Source organism: Paenibacillus sp. B2(2019) (assembly GCF_008370385.1).
Taxonomy (GTDB): Bacteria; Bacillota; Bacilli; order Paenibacillales; family Paenibacillaceae; genus Paenibacillus_AQ.
Genome location: NZ_VTZR01000017.1, coordinates 19,912 through 43,738, shown reverse-complemented (window position 1 = coordinate 43,738; position 23,827 = coordinate 19,912). Strand labels below are relative to the sequence as shown.

At 44.0% G+C, this 23,827-nt stretch carries 13 protein-coding genes and 3 pseudogenes; 3 read left to right on the top strand and 13 right to left on the bottom strand.

Going from position 1 to position 23,827, the window contains the following annotated elements:
• Positions 1-19: 19 nt before the first annotated feature.
• The 13 genes and pseudogenes from PAENI_RS14615 to PAENI_RS14565 form a co-directional block, all read right to left on the bottom strand.
• The gene (locus PAENI_RS14615; RefSeq protein WP_149645804.1) at positions 20-1,579 is read right to left on the bottom strand and encodes a response regulator; all 1,560 of its coding nucleotides are present in this window, start codon (positions 1,577-1,579) and stop codon (positions 20-22) included.
• A complete protein-coding gene (locus PAENI_RS14610; RefSeq protein WP_149645803.1) occupies positions 1,572-3,065 on the bottom strand; it encodes a sensor histidine kinase in 1,494 nt (497 codons plus the stop codon). Before PAENI_RS14610 ends, PAENI_RS14615 begins: the two co-directional genes overlap by 8 nt.
• Entirely contained in the window at positions 3,062-4,018 is a 957-nt protein-coding gene (locus PAENI_RS14605) for a sugar-binding protein (RefSeq protein ID WP_149645802.1), read from the bottom strand. The genes PAENI_RS14610 and PAENI_RS14605 overlap by 4 nt, the downstream gene beginning before the upstream one ends.
• Before the next feature lie 200 nt (positions 4,019-4,218).
• Positions 4,219-6,927: pseudogene (locus PAENI_RS32240) on the bottom strand (glycoside hydrolase family 3 C-terminal domain-containing protein); the annotation flags it as partial.
• A 69-nt stretch (positions 6,928-6,996) separates the two neighbouring features.
• Positions 6,997-9,189: pseudogene (locus tag PAENI_RS32230) on the bottom strand (glycoside hydrolase family 3 protein); the annotation flags it as partial.
• 639 nt (positions 9,190-9,828) lie between these two features.
• Positions 9,829-10,416: pseudogene (locus tag PAENI_RS32630) on the bottom strand (S-layer homology domain-containing protein); the annotation flags it as partial.
• 279 nt (positions 10,417-10,695) lie between these two features.
• Positions 10,696-12,768 carry a methyl-accepting chemotaxis protein gene (locus PAENI_RS14595; protein ID WP_149645800.1) on the bottom strand — a complete coding sequence of 691 codons (2,073 nt, stop codon included), beginning with the start codon at positions 12,766-12,768 and terminating at the stop codon, positions 10,696-10,698.
• A gap of 48 nt (positions 12,769-12,816) precedes the next feature.
• Positions 12,817-13,779 (bottom strand): acetylxylan esterase, encoded by a 963-nt coding sequence (locus PAENI_RS14590; protein WP_149645799.1) that lies wholly within the window; start codon positions 13,777-13,779, stop codon positions 12,817-12,819.
• A gap of 573 nt (positions 13,780-14,352) precedes the next feature.
• The gene (locus tag PAENI_RS14585) at positions 14,353-15,384 is read right to left on the bottom strand and encodes a glycoside hydrolase family 130 protein (protein ID WP_149645798.1); all 1,032 of its coding nucleotides are present in this window, start codon (positions 15,382-15,384) and stop codon (positions 14,353-14,355) included.
• Between the two features lie 76 nt (positions 15,385-15,460).
• Positions 15,461-16,294 (bottom strand): carbohydrate ABC transporter permease, encoded by an 834-nt coding sequence (locus tag PAENI_RS14580; protein WP_042186110.1) that lies wholly within the window; start codon positions 16,292-16,294, stop codon positions 15,461-15,463.
• A gap of 3 nt (positions 16,295-16,297) precedes the next feature.
• Positions 16,298-17,179, bottom strand: coding sequence for a carbohydrate ABC transporter permease (locus tag PAENI_RS14575; protein ID WP_042186108.1), 882 nt, complete (start codon positions 17,177-17,179; stop codon positions 16,298-16,300).
• Positions 17,180-17,307: 128 nt separating this feature from the next.
• On the bottom strand, positions 17,308-18,678 hold the full coding sequence (locus PAENI_RS14570) for an ABC transporter substrate-binding protein (protein ID WP_042186107.1): 1,371 nt from the start codon (positions 18,676-18,678) through the stop codon (positions 17,308-17,310).
• A 319-nt stretch (positions 18,679-18,997) separates the two neighbouring features.
• Positions 18,998-19,777 (bottom strand): response regulator transcription factor, encoded by a 780-nt coding sequence (locus tag PAENI_RS14565; protein ID WP_042186104.1) that lies wholly within the window; start codon positions 19,775-19,777, stop codon positions 18,998-19,000.
• A gap of 303 nt (positions 19,778-20,080) precedes the next feature.
• Here PAENI_RS14565 and PAENI_RS14560 point away from each other — a divergent pair, with 303 nt between their 5' ends.
• The 3 genes from PAENI_RS14560 to PAENI_RS14550 are packed head-to-tail and all read left to right on the top strand — an operon-like array spanning position 20,081 to position 23,440.
• A complete protein-coding gene (locus PAENI_RS14560) occupies positions 20,081-21,031 on the top strand; it encodes a glycoside hydrolase family 113 (RefSeq protein ID WP_149645797.1) in 951 nt (316 codons plus the stop codon).
• 22 nt (positions 21,032-21,053) lie between these two features.
• Positions 21,054-22,268, top strand: coding sequence for an AGE family epimerase/isomerase (locus PAENI_RS14555; protein ID WP_149645796.1), 1,215 nt, complete (start codon positions 21,054-21,056; stop codon positions 22,266-22,268).
• Complete coding sequence (locus PAENI_RS14550; protein WP_149645795.1) at positions 22,268-23,440, top strand: glycoside hydrolase family 130 protein; 1,173 nt, start codon at positions 22,268-22,270, stop codon at positions 23,438-23,440. The genes PAENI_RS14555 and PAENI_RS14550 overlap by 1 nt, the downstream gene beginning before the upstream one ends.
• Positions 23,441-23,827: the final 387 nt, after the last annotated feature.

The following is a 23,827-nucleotide window of genomic DNA, read 5'->3' as shown; positions in this document are numbered from 1 at the left end:
GTATTCGTTTATTTTCTGCTTACAGTCTGCCAATGGATTGCCGAAATTCCGTCGGTGACATTCCTGTTGTCTTTTTGAATACTCTGCTGAAATAGTTAGGATCACGGTATCCAATTCTTATACTGATCTCTTTCAACACTTGCGCAGGATCGGCTAGCAGCTCCTTGGCTTTATTGATTCGCAGGCCAGTTAAATAATCAATAAAGGTTATGCCGCAGCGATCACTAAATATTTTGCTAAAATAGTTTGGGTTCAGCCCTACATGTTCAGCCGTCTCCTCAAGCGATAGCTCCCGCCTGTAATGGTCGGAAATAAACGTCTGAGCCCGACGAATCGCGCTAGCCGAATTGTTATCGTACCAATGCTTCAACATTCGGGCCTGAAGGAAAAGTCTTGAATGGGCTTGCTCTACCAGCAGCTCTACCTGTTCCACCTCTCCGAAGCTAAGCTGCGGCAAAGGCTCAAGCCCGCTCTCCCTGAGCGTCTCATCAGCCAAAGTAAATAATCGGTGTAGTCCGCTCTTTATATCCTCGATCTCGTCACTACAGAAGAGACGAAGTTCCGCTACCCAAAACTCGAAATCTTCCTCCATCTCTCGGAACTGTCCACTACCTAAAGAACGAAGCAATCTTCGTTCCGCCTCTCTCATACCAGAATTTGAGAGCCATTCCTCTTGTGCTTGTGAGCTTTCCCCCTCATTAAGAGCTCTGGCTGATAACAGCGCTTCGTGATAAGAGCCTATCAACTGATCAGTAGAAGCTGCTAAACCTCCGATTCCAACAGACAGCTGCAATGAACGGAAACGCCGGGAAGCAAATTTAGCTAGATTAGACGTAAAATCTTTAGCATTATGAATATGCTGTATTGGCAAACGGGATTTCGCATCCGGAAACATGAAGACCGGGATACGAGCTCCTGTCATCGGACCTACGAGAGAGAAGCAACTAATCTTACACTGATGCCTAAGCCAAGAATATATCTCCCTTCGTTCCTGAACACTCCATGCCTTCTCCTTCGTTGACATCACAAATACGATAGCGAATCCTGAAGATTCTGGTACACCAAGGGTATGGCTCCAATCTCTAACCTGCACTTCCTGTATTCGATCCATCAAAATAGCACTAACCCATTCGGACTCTACTAGTGATAATGTCTCTTTAAATTTGGACTCCAGCTCATTAGTTCTTTGTTTATCCTCTTTTTCTCGTGCAATCTCATGGGACATCGTGCGGATGACCTCCACGATCTGATCCTTCCGATATGGCTTAAGCAAATACTCCCTCACACCATAACGCATGACTTTACGTGCATATTCAAACGTATCGAACGCAGACATCATAATAAAACGAATCGCTGGAAACCTATTATGAATCAAGGACACAGCTTCCGTTCCATCAATTCCCGGCATTTTGATATCCATAGTGATGACATCAGGCCGTAGTTGTTCCGCGAGCTCTACAGCTACCCTACCATTTTCGGCTTCACCAACTACTCGAATCTCTGGTAGAAACCGCTCGATGATCATCCGGAGAGCACTACGTTCAATACGTTCATCATCCACAATCAGGAGCTTAAGCATGCAGGATCTCCTCCTTGCTATTATTCACACGCGTTAGCCTCAGTTTGATGGTCGTTCCCTTTCCCTGCTCGGACATAATCTCGATTACATCGTTCCTTTGATAGAAAAGCTGCAGCCGTCGTTGTACATTTCGTATTGCAATTCCATTGGAGTTCGAATCAGCGCTCCCCACAGGCTCCCTTTCTTTCTCTGAATCTATGGGCGTATGTTCGGAAAAAGGAATATCTCCGCTCAAGCGAGCAATCGTTTCCGGGTCTATTCCAACACCATTATCCTGTACCTCTACGATGACATCATTACCACTCTCGTAAATGGCCAGATGTAGTTTCCCACCCTGTTCATAGGATTCCACACCATGGGTGAAAGCGTTCTCGATAAAGGGTTGCAAGGTCAGTGGTGGTAACATGCAATCCAAGGCTCGCTCCTCAATGTCATCCGTAAACGCAACTCTATCATCAAAACGCATCCTTTGAATAAACAAATACTCTTTAACAATATTCACCTCATCACGCAGCTGAACAATATAATTCATCTTCTTCAGATTGTAACGCAGCAAGGTCGAAACGGAATCCACCAACTCGCTTGTTCTTTCTGCGCTCTCGACATAAGCCATTTTAGAAACCATGTTCAGTGTATTAAATAGGAAATGTGGATTGATCTGATTTTGCAGACTTTTCAGCTCCATTTTCTTAACCAATTGATCGAGTTCCGATTTCTGTTTGATTTCAACCACGAGATCGCGGATGTTAGAGCGCATATTATTAAAGGTTGTTGCGAGAAAGCGCATTTCATCACGCGTATTCACCGTAACCTCCCCCTCGAAATTCCCGCGAGATATCCGATTCGCCGCAGCCGTCAGTTGCTGTATGGGCTTCGTAATTCCATTGGAGAACCAATACGCAAAAATCATACACAAAATGGCTACCGAACTAAAAACAAAAACACCTAAATATCTAAAGTTCTCATTCTTTCGACTAATCAGCTCAAACACATTCCGGTAATCCGTCAGTTCGCTATTAATAATCGTCAATGTGGTCTCTTGAATATATCTAGTAATCTCACCCGATTGTTTTAAGTGTGCGTAGTAAGCATCCTGGTTGCCTAGATCAAAAGCTATAAGGCTTTGCCGGCTCTCTGTCATATAGCTGTCTATCATATTGCTATAGTTATCAACGAGCAGTTGGTTATGATCATTTTGTAGAATATTTACTAGTAAATCCTGTTTGTTATTAAGCTTCATAATGGCAGTTTCATACTGCTTCAGGGTCTCATCGCCACTTCGATTCCGGAGCACATACCGGTTCATAGCATCATTAACATCAGTGGCATCCTGGTATAGCTCATTAAGCAGAAAAAATCGGTGCAGAACTTGATCGTATGTCCTTGCCATATTGATATTATCTATGTAAAGAAAGACGAAAACACTACTAAGTAGTACTATAAAAGCACTAAAAAAGATCATCAGCTTGCTTTTAATACGAATCATGGCCCGAAGTCCCCCTTTCCGCGGGAAATTTCCTCTTTGCGGACCACATTGGCATCCGTATTAAATATGGTAACAATCTTTTTCCCTGCTAGATAATCCACCATAAGTTCTACACTTTTTCGTCCCATCATGTACGGTTGCTGCACTATAGAGGCATCTATGATGCCTTCTTCAATGAATTCAAGCGTTTCCGGTAAGTCATCAAAAGCAATGATCCGCGCCTGCTGATCTTTACCTTTCAGCATTTGGGCAATCCCCAATCCATCCAAAGAACTTGTACCCAAAAAAGTGTCTATCTCCGGATGCTGATTCATGATTTTAAAAGCACTGACTTCTGACTGAATCCGATTAATGTTTGATTCTTCAATTTGTACGACACGGATACCAGACTCTCCATCAATTGCATCCATAAAACCTTTAACCCGCTGCTGTTGATTCGTAGAGGTAAAGCTCCCGGTCACAATCCCAACTTTACCTACGCCCTTCGATTGCTGAACAAGTGTCGTTCCGGCTAAATATCCAGCCGCGTAGTTATCAGTGCCAACATAGGCAATCCGCCCGCTAGATGGTGCATCCGAATCAATAGTAATGACAGGGATACCTTGTTTAACAGCTTCAGCAATGATGGGATTAAATTCCTTATCATTAAGTCCTTGTGTCAATATTCCGTCTACCTTCGATGCAATAGCTTTATCTATGATTCGAATTTGCTCTCTCTTATCTGCTTGGACGGGTCCGAGATATTCAAGCGCAATCCCTTCCTCTGCTGCTGCTCTCTGAGCACCTTTCTCAATTTCACGCCAATAGGGATTATCCAATTCTTCCGAAATTAAGACCAGATGTAGTAGTGGCTTTTGCGCGGGCTTTCGTTCGGCTAGTAAATGATCGTAATACAACACTTTTCCAGTAAACACGCCAGTAAAACATAGGGAAATGGACAGTAAGAGCAGCATGAAAATATAAAAAGGTCGGCGAAGTATATTTATGGTGTTCTTCCCCCTCTAGCATTGTTTATGCTAATAAGAATGCGCTTACATTAAAATAATAATAGATACTATAGTAAATATAGTCAATTCCCGATTCCAAAAAAAACTGCCCCAAGCTACTTATAGCTTGAGGCAGCTTTGTCATTCCTGCTTGCGAAGGGAAAAGACTATGGTGCAACAGTTAAAGCCTCTTGCACGTAATCGGCAATGACCGGATGAACCAAAAGATTTAGCGGTTTGACCGGAATCAGTACACTGTTGGTGGTCTTCACTGTCATTGGCGATTCCAACTGGAAGTACGTATTCAGTTTTTCTCCTGCGGAAGAGGAACCGATTCGAACCGCATAAGTGCCTGAATCTGCTACCCAAGCATGACTGCTCTCATCGAAGGAAGCCAGATCCATACTATTTAGTGTGAACGTAAGGGTCTGATGCTCTCCTGCATTCAATAACGCTGTCTTTTGGAAAGCCTTCAATTCCTGAACTGGTTTATTGGCACCCGGAGCGCTTAGATATAGCTGAACTACCTCTTTACCTGCAACTGTACCGTTGTTATATACATCCACGGTTACAGTCACACTTCCCGCTGCAGAATCAAAAGCATTTGAACTGATCTTAAGATCGCGGTAGCCAAAGGTTGTATAGGAGAGGCCATATCCGAATGGATAGGCAACCGCACTGCTTTTTCCAAACGTATCATAGTAACGGTAACCCACATAAATATCTTCCTCGTACTTCACTTCCGTACTATTTCCTGGAAAGTTATTAGCGGAAGGAACTACAGCATAACTTGTAGGAAAAGTCATTGGCAGCTTGCCCGATGGATTCACAGCTCCGGATAATACGTCGGCAATCGCATGGCCTGCTTCCTGTCCTGGCTGCCAAGCCAAGAGAATAGCATCCACTTTTTCTTTCCAGGAGATCATTTCAATCGGACCGCCGATATTCAGAATCACGGAGACCTTCTTACCTTGCTCATGGTAAGCAGTTGATACCTTATCAATCATATCCAGCTCTGTCGCTGTCAACAAAAAGTCACCCTCAGCATTTTTCCGGTCTGCACCTTCACCAGATATTCTGCTGATTACAATAATGCCCGTCTCGGAAGAAGCTTCTGCTGAATTAATCTCATCCGCTGATAATACCTTTTCCGGAAGTGGTGGATAGGCCAAGCCGCCAAAGCTGCTCACTGGACCGTATTCCGGCTTCTTTCTTAGCTCTGTAATATATTCTTGATAGCTGACATTTAAAGGTTCATATACGCTGTAGCCTGCGTCACTTAACCCTTCCACAATGGATACAGTATGCTCGACATTGACATCGCCGCTGCCAGTTCCACCTTTGACGGTTTCAATCTGAGCATTTCCGAAGAGGGCAATATTCGTACCTGCTGCGATAGGCAACGCCTCAGCTTTATTCTCCAGCAGCACCATACCTTCTGTTGCGGCTTGACGAGAGGTCACTGCATTTGCAGCAAGATCAGGCTTGTTGCTGTGTCCGCTCCCCTTAAAGGATGGAGATTTCACTACGACTTTCAAAATTCTTTTTACGTTAACATCCAGTTGTTCTACGCTCAGATCGCCATCGTTCACAGCTTTAGTAATCGCTGAAATGGCTGCCGCATTTCCTGGCATGATGAGGTCGTTGCCTGCAATCATATTTTGTGCCCGGTTCGAGCCCCCACCCCAGTCCGTCATTACAAAACCTTGGAAACCCCACTCATCGCGAAGAATTGTACTCAGAAGATCTTTATTTTCAGAAGCGAATATTCCATTGATTTTGTTATAAGAGCTCATAACAGACCACGGCTGCGATTCTTCCACTGCGATTTCGAAACCTTTCAAGTAAATTTCGCGCAGTGCTCTCTCTGAAACGACTGTGTCGATGGACATCCGGTTCGTTTCCTGATTATTCGCGGCAAAATGCTTAATTGTCGTTCCGACCCCATTCGCCTGAACCCCGTTCGTAATCGCAGCGGTCATTTTTCCTGAGATGAGCGGATCTTCGGAATAATACTCAAAGTTTCTGCCCCCCAATGGATTGCGGTGAATGTTCAGCGCGGGAGCCAGATATAAATCCACACCATACTCCAGCAGCTCGTTCCCCATCGCATTACCTACTTGGTTAGCCAAGGCTTCATTCCAAGTCGCTGCAATGGAAGTGGCGATAGGGAACCCTGTAGCGAATGTTGTATCTTCACCCTGTTTCGTGTTGATGCGGACTCCCGCTGGTCCATCTGCCATGATTAACTTAGGAATCCCAAGACGTGGCAACTCATAAGAACCACCAGCAGCTCCAGCTACCTTCGTGCCTGAACCAGCACCGACAACCAGCGAAGCTTTTTCCTTAAGCGTCATTTCACCAATAACGGCATCAATGGATGCTTCGTCTGTCAGTACAACCAGACTTGCGTCGATAGTGTATTTTAATTCAGCTATAGGACTTGATGGGATACCAGCTTTAACTGCCAAGGCTTTAATTGTAGCCGTCTCTTTATCGGCACCTACAATTGTAATTGGTCCTTGATATACGGTACTGTTTTCAGTTGGTGTACTGCCGTCAAGTGTGTAATAAATTGTAGCGCCGGATGTTGAGGTGAGCGTAACCTTAGGGCCACTCTTATATACACCAGGCTCTGGAAAAGCAGTAGGCAATGCCGCTCCAATTACATAATTGAATTCAGCAACTTTACTTGTCTTGCCGTCTTTAACCGTTAATGCCTTTACTATTGAGGAGGCCGTAATACTGATTCCAGACCGTGAATTATACTGCTTGGTCGTATTCATTACTGATGCTGCAGGTATAGATCCATCGGTAGTATAGAAGATGGTTGCGCCACTCGGAGCGGTCAACATTACCGTCTGAGCTCCATAATAAGTTCCTGACGGGATAGAAGCTGTTGGAGCAGCAACAAGTCCTTCTTCAGGGTCAGTTCCGGGATCAACAGCTTTTTTGTATTTCGCTGTCCGGGCATCTTTAATTACACCGCTCCAGTTCATCCCGAAGGCAAAGTCATAAGCATTCCCTTCGGAATCTACATAGACTTTCATATCATGGGATACATCCTCATACTGCTCTTCTACCGTCTTCATGTCTTTAGGCATTTGCATAGGGAGAAGGGCCGATGGTTCATATGCACCTACCAGAATATCGAAGATCGCTTGATTCTGAATGCCAAAGTTCGCAATAATCGCATCTGCACGATCTTCAAACTCAGCAACAATCGTCGGATTAGACATCGTTAGGGAAACGACTACCGGTTTATCTCCCATTACTTTTTTGGTATTAAGCACCAGATCAAGATCAGACTCATTGGATGCCGTAGTCTTCTTTCCCTTGTAAGAACGGTTCAATACATCTCGTGCATCACCAGCCAAACTCGTCTCACGTGCATACTCCGCTGTATATGGACGATACTGCAGGCTGATCGGGATATACCCATTACCTCCGGCATCTACGTCAGCTTTGCTGTAGCCTGCGCCAGTTTGCGGATTCTTGATAAAGACAATCGCGCTGTCCGCTTGAGCCGGATCATCCGTCACATTAAAGTATTTCTTTAACTGGTCAATGTTGACAGGGTACGAATACGTTTTGGTAGCTGCATCATAAGTTTTTGGAACATAAACTTTCTCATCTTTTTTAAGTGGAAGTACATGGTTATCTTTGTTTTTCAGCATAATGACTGACTTTAACTGGGCCATATAACCCTCTGTCATAAACTCCTTGTTACCCACAGTAGCTTTTGTTTCTTCTACATCAAGATATGGATTCTCAAATAGCCCTGCATTAAAAATATTAGTAAGTAGTCGTACTGCTGACTCTTCAAATCGTGTCCGTATCACCTTCTCGCCTTGTTTCTCAATTCCTATTTGATACGCTGCAATGATAGGTTTGGAATCGTTATTTCCACCGAATTGGTCGACGCCAGCCATGATGATTCGATAGTGACGTTCCGCAACTGTGTAATTTTCTTCTACACCCCATGGGCGGTTACCAAATAACTCAACAGGTCCTTCATCGCCTGTGATTCCCCAGTCTGTTGTGATTACACCGTCGTAATGATACGTATTCCGTAAAAGATCGGTGATTACATAAGGACTATACGAGTTCCCTACATTCTCTCCATTCGCCTTATCCTGATTAAATGAGATTGTATAATACGGCATAACTGCAGCGGCTTTTCCAGTCGGTCCTTCCAGGTCAAATGCTCCTTTTGTAAAAGGAATCAGATGCTCATCGAAGTTATTTCCCGGATAAACAGCATACTTTCCATACCCATAGTGTGCATCTCGGCCACTCTCGCCGGAACCCCCACCTGGCCAATGTTTGACCATAGCATTCACACTCTCATTGCCCCATCCATCGCTGCTGCCCGGTGTAGTCTGAAAACCATCCACATAGGCTCTTGCCATATCAGCAGACAGTTTAGAGTCCTCACCAAATGTTCCGCTGAAACGAGTCCAGCGCGGTTCCGAAGACATATCCACCTGAGGGGATAAAGCTGTTGCGATGCCAAGCGCCCTGTACTCTTTAGAAGCAATTTCGCCGAACTGCTTCGTCAGATTGGCATCGAAGGAAGCAGCAAGACCTAGTGCCTGCGGCCACATCGAGATCGCTCCACCTGATCCTTCGTTATACTCTGCGTTAGCCACAGTGCTATGACGAGGGTCCGAACTGTTATTAGCTGGAATACCAAGTCCAATCTTCTCCACTAAGGCTTGGGCATTGTTGTTCCAACGGGCAGCCACCTCAGGGCTCTCAACCGTAGTAATCAATACATGCCGCAAGTTATCTTCTGTCAGGAATACTTTCTGTTGGTCTGTTAGATCGGATGCCAATGCACCGCTTTCCGCCAGCGGTTTTCCACCATAAGTTCCCCCACGGAATCCCGAAGCTGAGGCTGCTGGTATGGATTGATGACCACTGTACAGCATAAGTCCGGCAATTTGCTCCACAGACATTTGCGAAGCAAGATCCTTAGCTCTTACTTCTGTGCTAAGACGCCAATCCTCATATTTGTCGAGCTTGCCGTTTTTATTCAAATCTTTAAATGCTAACCCATCTACGGTTAACAGAGCTACCCCTGATTGTGTTGAGTATCCTAAGGTCTCTCCACCAGGATTGGTCACTGTACCAATCGTACCAACAACGCTTTGGCTCCATTTCGTGCTACTGCCTCCATTATTTGAGTCTGACCCGGACCCTCCGCCGCCAGTAGCAGGACTGCTGGTTGGCTTAGCCGCAGTATCTTTACCATCATTAGTAATTGTTCCTTGGCCAACCCCTTTACCATCAATGATCACACCTGAAGTTTGTACCACGATACTGGTCACATTTTTCCCACCAGTTATGGTTGTTCCCTCTGCTCCTGGTCGGATAGTGATCGTTCCCACCTTCGCCCCATCATTGATTACAATAACGGTAGGAACTAAGATTTCCATAGATTGGATTGCAGTGGACCCTTCGGCTACAACTCGAACCTTTCCGCCTTGCTTATTAATGGTTACACCCGACAAAGTGCTACTCTTCAAGTGAATACTGTCTATTCCTCCGCCGCTTACAAACGTGGTTCCAGATACGGTTACTTGATCAAGTGTAGCCTCTCCGTTACCGATACCTGCGGTTAAATATAAATCTCCACTCACTTTGCTACCAGATAGGATTGCTCCTGAAGCAGTAATTAGCGCAGAACCCGCGATCGCCGTGGTATCATAAGTACCTGCAGCATTGTAATATCCTTTTGCCATACCATCAATAATCTTAACGACCTCAGCACGTGTTATGGACCCCGTTGGATTGAATGTACCATCCGTATACCCGTTGATAGCCCCTTTTTGAGTAAGGATGCCAACCGCTGAGGCAGCATAAGCACTTATAGAAGCAGCGTCCGAGAAGGATAGGGAAGCCGTCCCTGCCTGATTCAATTCGAACACACGAGCCAGCATGGTTGCAGCGTCCTGTCTCGTTAAGTAGTTATCTGGTTTCGCAAGATTACCTGCAAAACCTTCAAAGTAACCTGCTTGACGTGCGATCAGCACATCAGCTGCATACCATTTCCCGCTTGGTACATCGTTAAAGCTATTGCTTGTTAGCTGTGAAAAACCGAATAATCGGTTGAGCACTGCCACAAATTCTGCTCTAGTTACTTTTCCGTTTGGTAGGAAGCTTCCATCCGTATATCCATTTATAATTCCGCTTGACGCCCATTTTCCTATTGGTGATTGCGCCCAATGCCCGTTTACGTCCTTAAAACTCGCAACCGTTTGAACATTTGTAATTTCAGCGGCAAACGCCCCTGGATTCACAGATGAGAATAACAACGCAGCGACTGCTAAGCTACTGGCCAGCTTTCTAGCTATGTGCATTTTCTTAACTTTTAGGCTTGAACTGTTTTTATATTTTGTCAACATGCCATCCTCCTCAGTAAAATATGTAAACGCTAACAATACCATCTAACAAAAAGATCTCTTCAGTTCACCCCCTATTTGATAGACATATTATAGCTTGAGGTTTGGGATGGCTTATCTAGACTATCTTCAGATGCATCTGGATTATTTTATACTCGCTACATGCCGCTCAAAACAAAGAACCGCTTCTCCAAAAGAATAAGCGGTTCTTTAATTTAGTATTCTGTTACGGCTACCCTACACGCTGAACTTCGATAATTTCTCCTTTAACTGCAAGGATGCATCCTCCAGCTTCAAAGAAAGCTCTACTAAATGATCACTTACACTTTGTTGCTCACCACTAAGTGAAGCGACCTCTTGCGATGCAGCTGACGATTCCTCAGCTATAGAGCTTACGTTGCTCATCGAATCGGATAGAACCTTTTGCGATTGACTCAGGCTGTCCATCGACACAGTTACAGCATTCAGACGGGCGATAAAATGCTGCATCTGATCCTGCACAGATACGAAGATATCGCTAGTGCTCTGCACGGAAGTCATTTGCTGATTAAAGAGCGGTGCAACTTCTGAAAGGACCACAACCGTCTCGTTCATATCTCTCATAACGGTATCTGTTATTTCTGCCACAACAGCAATAGACTCTTTCGATTGATCTGCAAGCTGACGTATTTCATCGGCTACCACCATGAATCCTCGCCCGGCCTCACCTGCTCTTGCTGCTTCAATGGTGGCATTCAGAGACAAGATATTTGTCTGCTGAGTAATATTTTGCATCACATTAAGAACCTTCATAACGGAAGATGCCGTTTCTGTCAGCTCGTTAACCTTCATCACAAGCTGATTCGTCTTCAGGCCCGTCCTATTCGTCTCATTAAGTAATTCTTTCAACCTGTTGAAGCCTTCCTCACTGAGTTCACCGATGCTATGTGCGGTGTGATCCATCTCGTGAGTAGCTGAATTAACTAAATCCATCTGTACCGAAATTTGCCCCGTCAACTCATTGCCACGATCAGCTTCCAAGGCTAGACTGCCAGCACCACCCGCAATTTCTTCCGTGGCCGCGGCAATATCCATAGCTGCATCAGCTGTCTTGCGCGAAACACCGCTAAGCTCATCGGCGGTTTCCAGTACCTTCCGAGCGGTTTCATTCGTATGGATAACCAGCTCTGTTATTCGTTCCATCATCATGTTAAAAGAACTGGATAACTGACCGATCTCATCACGTGAGGTGATATTCGTACGCACCCCTAGATTCCCTTCGGCTCCCTCTGACATCAAATTCTTAAGTCTGGTCAGCGGTCGAGATACCATTCTGAACATCCAATACCCTATTAAAATGGCGATAACAGCAGCTACAGCAACAATAATATAAGTAGTCTTGAGAATACGCAGCGCGTCTTTCGTCAAGTTCTCAGCCGGTACAACACCAAGTAACCTCCATCCCGAGGTTTCTAGTGTTCCGTATACAGCTAATATAGATTTCCCCTTCTCATCCTTTGTTGGCAATGAGCCTGCTGTATTCTGCAGACCACCCAGAAGCGTCCCTCCCAGATTCAAATATGTATCCGTCCCCACTTGCTGGGAGGAGGCAATCAATTCATCCTTATTCGTTAGCAATTGCATGTAGGAGCTTGTTCCAAGATCCACTTTACGAAGCTGATTTTCTAATTCGCTAATTCTAATATCGTTAATGACTATGTATCCTGAGCTTTTAGAATCACCGGCAATCGATTTGGCCAAATGGAAAACACCTGACGTATTTCCTTCCTGGCCCTGTAATTCACGTGGAATCCATACACTCTGTGGCTTCTCCTCTAGCTGCTTAAACCATGAGGATTCTCTGAAACTCTCAATAAAAGCGCTATCTTTTGTACCCGCCGAAGAAATTGGAGAACCTTCATTCATCGGAATAAGGTATACGGCCTCCACACCGTTTGATGCCGTGAGCCAATCATTTAGCTGCGCACTAATCTGGTTAGATAGTACCTTACGTTCCTCATTACTTGTAGTGGGATTATTCCCTTGTTTGAGTGCATTTTGAATTTCATTGTCGTACAAGATTCTTCCTAGACCATCCTCATAACGTAACAATTCCACATCAAACTTCTCAGCAGTTTGAACGACTGTCTGTTGATTGGCTGACAGCGCATTCGTCTCGATCGTATGCTCAGCTACGGAATAGGAAGTGTAGCCGAGAGAGAGCACGAGCACCATCGTCGAAACAAAGAAGATGAGAAAAAGCCGCACCCCAATGGATTTGGATGGATGCAGCTGGAATCGTCTTTTTTCTTTTTTCACTTGTACTTTCATCTAATCATTCACCACCGTTGTCGTCTGTTATGCCTACTGGCTTATCGTTTACAAGGTCATGAACATTTGTAACACCCGATCGGAAAGATATGGCAAATACTCATGACCGTACTCATAATAAACCATAAGCTCTTTGGGCGCTAGTACTTTGTTGTACGCGGCAAACTGCGTTGAAGGTGGACAAATCACATCGGATAACCCTGTAACCCACAACATTTTGGCTTGAATTCGCTCCGCGAGATTCTGAATATCGATGTAACCCAGTCTATTAAAAATCTCGTCCTCACGTAAATGATGGGGATCAAAAAAGCGGAAATAATAGTTGATTTCTTCATAAGCTGACGTAGTGATATCAAGCTCCCAAGCCCGTCTATAATCTGAAAGAAACGGATACACAGGAACGGCCATACTCACACGCGGCTCTAATGCTGCACAAGCTACAGTAAGCGCTCCGCCTTGAGATAAACCAAAAGCACCTACTCGTGCTGGATCAACTTCCTCCATAGACATCAATATTCGAGCAGTCTGCGCTGTATCCAGAAATACATTACGATAGTAAAGGTTGTCCGGATTAGGATCGTCAATGCCGCGAATAATATGTCCACGAATGGTTGTGCCTTTTACTGTAAGATTATCCTCGGAAAGTCCGCCTTGTCCCCGGCAATCCATCGCAAGGACACTAATCCCATGGGCCGCATAAGTCACCTTCTCCATCCAATCCCCGCTGTCACAGGAATATCCATGAAACATCACGACACCAGAACCTTTTTCTGAACCCCTTTTCTTCGGTCTTACATATTTACAATGGATTCTTGCTCCGCCAACGCCGGTAAAATACAGATGAAAACATTCCGCCAGCTCGCTGACGAACTCCGCAGGCTCTAGCTCATAATCTAGTGACTGGGCGTCCAGATCATGCAAAGCCCGCTCCCAAAATGCGTCAAAGTCGACTGGTTTTGGGCTGCTTCCGTTATATTTTTTTAATTGTGACAATGTCATGTCGTTTCCCATATTAAGGTCCTCCTTAAAGTTTTTTCACTTAAAAAACAATGGAAACGGAAAACCCGCTTATGTGGGTTTTCCGTTAGTTTCTACTAATAACAAGAGCTCGCTAGTTGCACTAAACACCACCAAACAGGTTAGTTTAAGTGCACTTTGTGCAACTAGCGGCTTTAGCCTAGACATACTGGCGTCTCATGAATGAGCTCATAGTACTCACTCGTTGCTCTTTGGCTGCACTTTGTGCAATAGAATCTCTCCATATGAGCGTCAGTCTTTGTTCTATTGTACTTTGTGCAATCAGTTCGAGCGAAACCGAGCATAAAAGTGATTTTTGCGGGAATCCATTGTAGAGAGTGCAATAGATTCTATTTTTCAGACGAAATCGAGAGTTTCTATTGCAGAGAATGCAATGAAAAGCTCAAGCCACATAACACAGAACACAGAACACATAACACAAAGCGCGCAACGTGCAGAACCCAGCACACAAAATACAGCACACTACACGCCGCACACTTTTTTCGAACGCTGCTCAGCCACCAAATATCTACCCAACTTCACTCTACCTAAAGGTTGTTCACCCTATTAAATTTTCCCTAAACCCGCATCGTCGCCAACCTCTTCATGGGTGTCGATGACATAGTTGACGATTTCATCAACGGTTGTATATGCAACGCCTACATAAGTGTCAGCAGCGCCATAATAGATGGCGATACGGCCCGTTTCTGCATCATGCAGAGTGGCACATGGGAACAGAACGTTATTCACAAAACCTCTTTCCTCATACCATTCTTCAGGAGTTAGCACAAAATTTTTCGAGCGATATTTTACTTTCGAAGGCTCGTTAATATCCAAAATAACTGCACCCATGCTATATACAAGACCGTTGCAGGTACCAGTAACGCCATGGTAGAACATCAACCAGCCTTCTGTAGTTTCAATCGGTGCAGGTCCGCCGCCAATCTTGACACTTTGCCACCAGCCTTGGCCACCTTTACTCATGACATGGCGGTGTTTACCCCAAAATACAAAGTCAGGACTTTCACTAAGGAATACATCACCGAATGGTGTATGTCCGCTGTCACTTGGACGGGACAACATCACAAAGTTATTATTGATTTTTCTAGGGAACAATACACCGTTCCGGTTGAAGGGCAGGAATGGATTTTCCAAGCTGATAAATGTTTTGAAATCTTGCGTTTTAGCAACACCGATAGCTGCGCCGTAAAAATCTGTACACCAGATAATATAAAATGTATCTTCGACCTTAACCAGACGTGGATCGTAAGCATAACGCGGCTGATAAGAGTTACCTTCTTCATCTATAAATCGGATCGGCTCATCATCGATTTTCCAATCTAGACCGTCAACACTATGTCCCATGCGCAAATGCGGACGCGTTGTCTTATCTTCTACACGAAATACTCCGATAAAACTACCTTCAAACGCAGTAACCGCACTATTAAAAATACGGGCTACTCCTTTTGCAGGATTTCTTTTGATAACCGGGTTATCATTATGTCTCCAAATCGGGTTCTCGTAGCCAGCAGGCTTATCCTGCCAAGGCATGTTCGGGATGTTAATCGCACTTGCTCCAACCAATTTCACTTCACTCATTAGTATTCCCTCCAAATGTATGCAACTTTTCAGTATGCTACTTTATCTATTGCTGCTATGAAATCTACTACTAAGCTTACTTAACGGAACCTTGCGAAAATCCATTGTAGATATACTTTTGTAACGCGGTAAACACAACCAATGTCGGAATAATCGCGATCATAATCGCTGCACATATTACTTCCCACTGCGATCCGTATGGACCCTTAAACTTAAAAAGTGCTGTGGAGATCGTTTGGAGATCTGTTTTCGGCATATATAGGAAAGGAGTGTAAAAATCGTTATAAATATTTACGCCCTTCACAATAATTACTGTTACAATCGCCGGTTTCAGCAGTGGCAAAATAATTCTCCAATAAATCGTCCAATACGAAGCCCCGTCCAGCATCGCGGATTCATCCAGTGACTCGGAAATCGAATCCAGAAACTGCATGAAAATATATACAGCGATAATATCCGTACCGAGGTACATCACGATGGGTGCCCATCTGGTATTAAACAGGCCCAAGTGATTGATGATTTGAAAGGTTGCCACTTGCGTTGTAACACCCGGAATCAGGGTAGCAATCAGAAACATACTGATGAGAACTTTACTGCCTTTAAATTTAAACCGGGATAAAATATAAGCCATCATTGAGCCCGTCAGCGTTGCACCCAGGATAGAGATCACAACGATAATGACAGTGTTTTTAAATCCTAGAAGCATTTTGCCATCAACAAAAGCCTTAGTGTAGTTGGAGAAATTCAGCCAATTCTCTGGCAGCGTTAACGGTCCGGTTGAAGCGTATTCCGGCCCTGTTTTTAATGAGGCAAAAAATACAACTACGATAGGTATCAATGCTGCAAGTGCTCCCAAAATCAAGGTGAGATATTTGAATATACTAGCAGTGGTATATTTTACAGAATGCATAGTTTATTTCTCCTCCTTGATCAGAACGCGCTGCAAAATAGTAACTACTATAACGATACCCAGCAAAACTACGGCCATCGCTGACGCTAATCCAACTTTGCTATATTTGAACGCTACATCGACTGTCTGAATAACAAATGTGCTACTTCCGTTAGATCCGCCTGTCATGACGTATGGAATTTCAAACACACCAATGGCGCCACTGACCGCAAGAATCAGGTTCAATTGCAGAATACGTTTAATACTTGGCAAAATAATATGCATAAACTGATGCCATCTGTTTGCACCATCAATCTCAGCAGCTTCATAAATATCCGAACCGATCGAGGAAATAGCCCCAAGGAAGATCAGGAAGTTCATCCCCATGTATCTCCACAGTGACGCACCCGCAAGCGAGAAGTTAATCAAATTCGGATTGAGCAGCCACTTCTGCTGTAAACCGCTGAGTCCGAGCAGGTTAAGAATCGTATCTAGCGTTCCATCTGGTTTGAAAAAGAACAGAAAGATAAAGCCGATCGCTACACCGTTTAGCAAGGTTGGGAAGAACAAAATCCCTTTGAATAAATTTTTCATGCGAACACTAAAGCTCAGTATGGTTGCAAAATACAAAGCAAGTGCCATCTGAATAAAGGTAGTGAAGAAATAATACAAGCTGACCTTAAATACGGAAAAATACTCCGGTTTCGTAAAAATGGTTTTGTAGTTTTCTAACCCAACGTACTCCATATTTTTACTTAGGCCATTCCAGCTGGTGAAGCTGTACCGAAACATACTGATTACTGGATAATAAGCAAATGTGAGTAGTAATACGATCGGCACTAATGAGAACAAGCATATGATGGCAATCCGTTGATTTTTGTAACTCAAATTCGAAAACTTAAACACCCGATACACCTCCAGAAAAGCATCCTCATTTATTTATGACTCGTTTAAATGTGAAGGGGGAAATGCCCGTTCGCATATCCCCTCCCACATCCTCTACCGCCTATAGCATTTAAAAAAGCTTATAGTTGTTACTGTGCTGTGACTTTAGCGCGAGCGGCTTTCCACTTGTCGTTGAGGTCCTTCATGATGTCATCATAGGATTCTTTTCTGTTGCCAATTGCGGCTTCAATAATCCGTTTCTTGAAGTCTGGTTGCCAAGCACCGATTTCGGCTTGTTTGTCGATTTCATCAGACCAGCCTTCTTCACCGGCTTTAGCAGCTGCAAGTGTATCAAAGGTTACTTCAGTGCCTTCATATTGTTTCAGAATTTCTGGAAGCTCTGCACCGATAGCCGGGCTCATACCGCCACCTTCAGTCGTTGGGTAGCCAGATTCGTTAATGAACCAATCCACCCAAGCTCTAGCAGCTTCTTTGTTTTTACTATGAACGCTGACACCCAGATTGTAGTCACCAGCAAGTGGTACAAGGATTTTATCTGCATTCGTAGGGAATGGCATAAAGCCAACATCATCTGGATTCGTTGCTAAGCCTTTGATTTGACCGATTGCCCAAGATCCAAGAACCATCGTGCCGATTTTTCCGTTAGCCAGATCCGCTTTGGAAGATTCCCAGTCTGTAGTCGTCGGATCTTCTTCAATCAAACCTTTTTGTGCTGCATCGTACAGGATTTTGTACAGCTCATAGTGAGGTTGACCTGGAACATAGTTATCGTCGCTAGCCACTTGACCAATGTTCACATAATCACGGTTACCAGCTACTGTAGCCAGATCCGCTTCCCATTGGGTCAATGTCCAGCCAGCTGCGTAGTTTGTATACAGAGGCACAGCTTTCGTTTTGTCTTTAACAGATTGCAGAGCAGTTAAGAATTGTTCAGGAGTTCTTGGAACCTCTGTAATCCCGGCATCTTTAAAGACTTGTTTGTTGTAAATAATACCGTTAAAGTTGATGGTCATTGGAATTCCGTAAGCCATTCCGTCTACTGCTCGTTCTTCCACACCTGTATATTGTTTTTGCATATCTTCGAGTGTACCCAGTGGTTCGAAGAAATCGGGAATATCTTTAATAGCTATGCTTGTAGGTAACAACAGAACGTCGCCATAGTCACTAGTGCTCATGCGAATTTTAATTTGATCTTCGTAAGTAGCAAGCGCTTCAAAGTTTACCTTTACATCAGGATATTTCTCATTGAACTTAGCCGCATACTCTTTGAATACGGTATCAACAATATCCGTTCTTTGCGTAATAACCGTGATATCCCCTTTAATATCCTTGGCTGCTGCATCATCAGCCGGAGCTGCCGTCGCCTCTGTTGAGGATCCATTGCTTCCTGTGTTTTTAGCGCCTTCATTGTTGGTGTTGTTGTTTGAGGAACAACCGCTAAACAATCCTGCCATAAGTGTCAGTGCCATCAAGCCCATCATTGTTTTGCCTTTTTTCATGCTTTTACGACCCCTCTCTTCAATTCGACTCTAATTTGGTTTGATAACAAAAATAATAACTTTTATCATCACTATCAATTTAATAGAGTAATCACTATTATCAAACTCACTGAAATACTCTTAAAAAAAAGTGATGATATCGCTTACAAACTCATTATAGATCTATTTTTAACGCAAAACGATGGTTTGAATTGCTTTTTCTGGTCTTGTATTTGTTATTTTTGTTTTTGTTATGGTGTTTTTATTATCTAATTTATTGAAAATAACCACAAAAAAAGAGAGCTTATCGCTCTCCTAAATAATAGCTTCCTATATAGGACTAAAACTCACGTTCCATTTTCGGTAATTTACAGCCACTTTTGTAATCCTTAGGTGTCATACCACACATTTTCTTGAACAATTTATTAAAATAAACCGGATCACTATAGCCAACCTTATCGGCAATTTCATAATTTTTTAAGTCGGGATGCTCGATCAGCAATTCTTTCGCCTTAGTAATACGAATTCGAATTAGATAATCGGTGATGGTTTGCCCCGTCTTTATTTTGAACAACCGGCTGAGGTAGCTCGCATTCATACCGACGGTCTCCGCCAAACGCTCAAGTTCGAAGTTCTGATCATACTCCCTCTCCAGTATGCTTTTAGTCTGTTCAACTACGTAATGCTCACCACCATCTGCCGCTTGAGAGAACATCTCCTCCTGCTCTGTGACGTTCTTTTTCTTTGTATCCTCTACTCTCTTGAGCAATTCATATAGCTGAGTCTTATCAATAGGTTTTAGTAAATAATCCATCACCCCATGGCGGATTGCTCGGCGGGCATATTCAAATTCACTAAAACCGCTAAGAACGGCAATAGGTATATCCTCCATATGTCCTCTAACCTGTTCAATTAACATAAAGCCATCCATTCTAGGCATTTTGATATCTGTAATAAGCAGATCAATGTCATCTCGGGATAACTTTTCAAAATGCTCCCAGGCTTCCACCCCGTTACCGTAGGATCCAATTACATGTACATCTAGCTCCATCCTGGATGTGATTTTTTCGAGCCCCCTGCGAATGACCTCCTCGTCGTCCGCAATCATAACATTTATCATTTGAGCGCTTCCCTCCAGTTGTATCTGCCAGTTATTATGATTGCTCCATCATCACGAATAGAATTCTTCCTATGTATTACGTCAATGTACGATTACACTCTTTTATAGTCTTGTATTTACTATAACGAAAGTTATTCTAATTTCCCAGCTGCAACTATAAATTGTCCTTGAAATCATCTTCGAAAAAGTATATAACTAAATTAAGTTGTTATTATAAACTAACAAATTAATAATAACTATATAACAAAAATTAATTTACTAATTATTCTCTTTTCTATTTTCAATGTAAGGTGGGGATTCTCGATGATATTTAACAACGAATACATTGCAGGCATAACCTGGGGCTTCTCGGGTACACGCGGTTCATGGAAAACGGAAGAAGCGCAACGTTCGATGGAACTCATGTCTTCAGTCACTGGAGCGAACTGGACGACCATTGCCTTTAGTGCGCTTCAAGCTACCGCTCATTCTACGGAAATTCCCTACTGGGAGGCGCCAACCGTTACCGACGAAGAAGTGAAACAGTCCATCAGTAAAGCGAAGTCACTGCAGCTAAAGGTATGCCTGAAACCGATCGTTAATTGCGCGGATGGAACTTGGCGTGCTCACATTAACTTTTTCGATAAGGATGTTCCTTGCGAGCCTAAATGGTCTGAGTGGTTCAGCTCTTATACTAAATTTATTCTGCATTATGCTGCTATTGCTGAAGAAACAGGCTGTGAGATGTTCTGTATCGGCTGCGAGCTTGTACAAACGGATAGACGAGAAACCGAATGGCGTACGCTTATTGCCGAGGTTCGGAAGGTTTACTCAGGAATTCTTACTTATAATTGCGATAAGTATCAGGAGGATAACGTGACCTGGTGGGATGCGCTCGATGTGATTTCTTCAAGTGGATATTATCCAGCTAACGATTGGGAAGCTCAGCTCGACCGGATTGAGCATGTGGTGAGATCACAGAATAAGCCGTTCTTTTTCATGGAAGCGGGTTGCCCAAGCCGAAGCGGGAGCGCGGCAATTCCTAATGATTGGACCTTGAAGGGTGAACCAAGTCAAGCAGAACAAAGCAAATTCTATCAGGCAATGTTTCAAGGCTGTGAGCGCAGAGATTGGGTTCAGGGCTTTATGCTTTGGGATTGGCCTACTCATCTTTATCCAATTCATGAAGCAGAACACAATGATGATTATTGTATGTATGGCAAACAAGCCGCTGGGATCATTAACGAATACTTCACCTCGAAAATCAATAAGTAATGTGAGGAGTGACTACTTACCAATGATTAATTCACCAGAATTATGGTTGACCCAGCTTGAGGATGAGCTACAGGGTAATATTCTTAGTTTTTGGATGAAACAGACGAAGGACGAAATCAATGGCGGTTTTGTTGGTGAAATCGACAATCAGCTGAACATTGCACCTGACGCGGAGAAAAGCCTTGTGCTTAATGCCCGTATTCTTTGGTCCTTTGCCAGCGCTTACCGGATCTACGGCAAGACAGAATATCTGGCCATGGCAGAACGTGCCTATGCCTATTTGATGGATCATTTCATCGATAAGGAGTATGGCGGATTATACTGGATGGTGAATGCTGAAGGCAAACCTTCTCAGGAGAAAAAACAGATCTATGGCCAAGCTTTTGCTATCTACGCATTGGCTGAATTCTACCACGCGACTGGACGGCCTGAGGTGTTAGATGAGGCCATTCAAATATTCCGGCTTGTTGAGAAATATGGCTATGATTCAACTTATAAAGGTTATGTTGAAGCTTTATCTCGGGAATGGCAAATCACGGATAACCTCAGTCTTAGCAGCAAGGACTTGAATGAGAAAAAATCAATGAACACGCATCTACATGTGTTGGAAGCGTATACCGGACTTTATCGAGTATGGAAGTCAGAGGAGCTGGCGAGTACGCTGGCTGAGCTAATCGAAACGATGCTGGACCATATCATTGATAACGAAGGCAAGCATTTTCATCTTTTCTTAGATGAGGCTTGGAATGTGAAGTCAGATAGTATCTCCTACGGACATGATATCGAAGGCAGCTGGCTGCTAGTGGAAGCCGCAGAAATACTTGGTGAAGAAAAGCTGCTACAGCGTGTTCGAACCGTCGCTATCTCCATGGCAGAAGCTGTTCTTGCAGAAGGTATAGATACCGATGGCGGGATATGGAATGAAGCTGATCCGAGCGGATTGCTAAGCAAAGATAAAGATTGGTGGCCGCAAGCGGAGGCGGTTGTTGGATTCTATAATGCTTATCAGCTGACCGGTGACAGCAAATTTAACGAGGCTGCCCAAGCCTCCTGGACTTTTATCGATAAATATATGGTGGATCACAAACTAGGCGAATGGTACTGGGGCGTGGACGAGAACCATCTGCCTCTCCCTCACGCAACCAAGGTTAGTGCCTGGAAATGCCCTTATCATAACAGCAGAGCCTGCTTCGAAATGATCGCACGACTGAATTCAACCCTAAAGGAGACTGTATAATGTCATCGTTATTTCATGAACGCAAACAACAATTAACAGAACGTTATGAAGCGCTGATCACCCGTAAAAATGAAAAGCTTCCTTATGGAAACGGTATTTATGACCGTTATGCTTATCCACTGCTTACCGCTGAGCACGCTCCTCTAATCTGGCGTTACGACTTCAATCCTGACACTAATCCTTACTTCGCCGAAAGAATCGGCGTCAACGGCGTTTTCAACCCTGGTGCCATAGAACTTAACGGTAAGTTCTATCTTGTTGCCCGCGTAGAAGGTAATGACCGTAAATCTTTTTTTGCTGTAGCTGAAAGTGACAATGGTGTGGATGGCTTCCGCTTCTGGGATCATCCAGTCGTGTTGCCTGAGACAGAAGTTCCGGATATCAACGTCTACGACATGCGTCTCGTACCCCATGAAGATGGCTGGATCTATGGCCTCTTTTGTACAGAACGCAAAGATCCAGACGCCCCACACGGTGACCTTTCCAGTGCAATAGCACAATGTGGTATAGTTCGCACAAAGGATCTGAAGACCTGGGAACGTCTGGCCGATCTTAAGACAGGTTCTGCTCAACAGCGCAATGTCGTGCTCCACCCTGAATTTGTGGATGGAAAATACGCCTTCTACACTCGCCCTCAGGATGGCTTTATTGATGCAGGCTCCGGTGGCGGTATTGGCTGGGGACTCTCGGATACGATTGAGGATGCCGTGATTACAAGTGAGACAATCATGGATGAGCGCCACTACCATACCATCAAGGAAGTTAAGAATGGCCAAGGTCCAGCTCCAATCAAAACACCAAAAGGCTGGTTGCATATCGCACACGGTGTGCGAAACACTGCCGCTGGGCTTAGATACGTCCTTTATGCCTTTTTATCTGATCTTGAGGAGCCAAACAAAGTCACACATTCACCAGGCGGTCATTTCATCGCACCAGACGGTGAAGAACGTGTCGGTGATGTCTCCAACGTTGTATTCTGTAACGGTGTAATTGCACGCGATAACGGTGAGATCTATATCTACTACGCTTCCTCCGACACCCGCATCCATGTAGCAACAACTACGGTTGATCAAATGTTAGATTACGTACTGAACACACCAGAAGATCCACTCCGCTCTTATGCTTGTGTAGAGCAACGTATCGCCCTCATCGATCGTAATTTAGCGCTGTAAATAAGAGTTCAGAGTCCTTAAAAATCAACAGAGCAGCGATTCTCCTTAATGGAGGGTCGCTGCTCTGCGTTTTTGATCATTCTGTGTCCCCTAGCACGTTACTATGGGTATTTGATAGTGTTTACTAATGCTCTTTCGACTTGTAAATCTGTTCATGGATACTCCCTTATTGTTGATAAATATCCATACTTTTTAGCCGTTTAATGATTAATTCCTATAGATTAAGCTCAAAATAGCTCAGTAATCCCCTGCAGTCGAAGAGGAGTTCGCCCCAGGAATCTCCCCCGAAGACTTTAAAGAAATTGCCAAACGCCTCAAAATGGCTGGAAATATTACCGAATAATATTTAACGTGAATCTGGTGAGGAATTTACGCAGCGTCTTCCTC

What these genes read in the sequence shown, in the direction of transcription:
- PAENI_RS14585 (WP_149645798.1), bottom strand. Translation starts at nt 15,384, where the DNA reads ATGAGTGAAGTGAAATTGGTTGGAGCAAGTGCGATTAACATCCCGAAC.
- PAENI_RS14595 (WP_149645800.1), bottom strand. Translation starts at nt 12,768, where the DNA reads ATGAAAGTACAAGTGAAAAAAGAAAAAAGACGATTCCAGCTGCATCCA.
- PAENI_RS14565 (WP_042186104.1), bottom strand. Translation starts at nt 19,777, where the DNA reads ATGATAAATGTTATGATTGCGGACGACGAGGAGGTCATTCGCAGGGGG.
- PAENI_RS14570 (WP_042186107.1), bottom strand. Translation starts at nt 18,678, where the DNA reads ATGAAAAAAGGCAAAACAATGATGGGCTTGATGGCACTGACACTTATG.
- PAENI_RS14590 (WP_149645799.1), bottom strand. Translation starts at nt 13,779, where the DNA reads ATGGGAAACGACATGACATTGTCACAATTAAAAAAATATAACGGAAGC.
- PAENI_RS14550 (WP_149645795.1), top strand. Translation starts at nt 22,268, where the DNA reads ATGTCATCGTTATTTCATGAACGCAAACAACAATTAACAGAACGTTAT.
- PAENI_RS14560 (WP_149645797.1), top strand. Translation starts at nt 20,081, where the DNA reads ATGATATTTAACAACGAATACATTGCAGGCATAACCTGGGGCTTCTCG.
- PAENI_RS14605 (WP_149645802.1), bottom strand. Translation starts at nt 4,018, where the DNA reads ATGCTGCTCTTACTGTCCATTTCCCTATGTTTTACTGGCGTGTTTACT.
- PAENI_RS14610 (WP_149645803.1), bottom strand. Translation starts at nt 3,065, where the DNA reads ATGATTCGTATTAAAAGCAAGCTGATGATCTTTTTTAGTGCTTTTATA.
- PAENI_RS14580 (WP_042186110.1), bottom strand. Translation starts at nt 16,294, where the DNA reads ATGCATTCTGTAAAATATACCACTGCTAGTATATTCAAATATCTCACC.
- PAENI_RS14555 (WP_149645796.1), top strand. Translation starts at nt 21,054, where the DNA reads ATGATTAATTCACCAGAATTATGGTTGACCCAGCTTGAGGATGAGCTA.
- PAENI_RS14615 (WP_149645804.1), bottom strand. Translation starts at nt 1,579, where the DNA reads ATGCTTAAGCTCCTGATTGTGGATGATGAACGTATTGAACGTAGTGCT.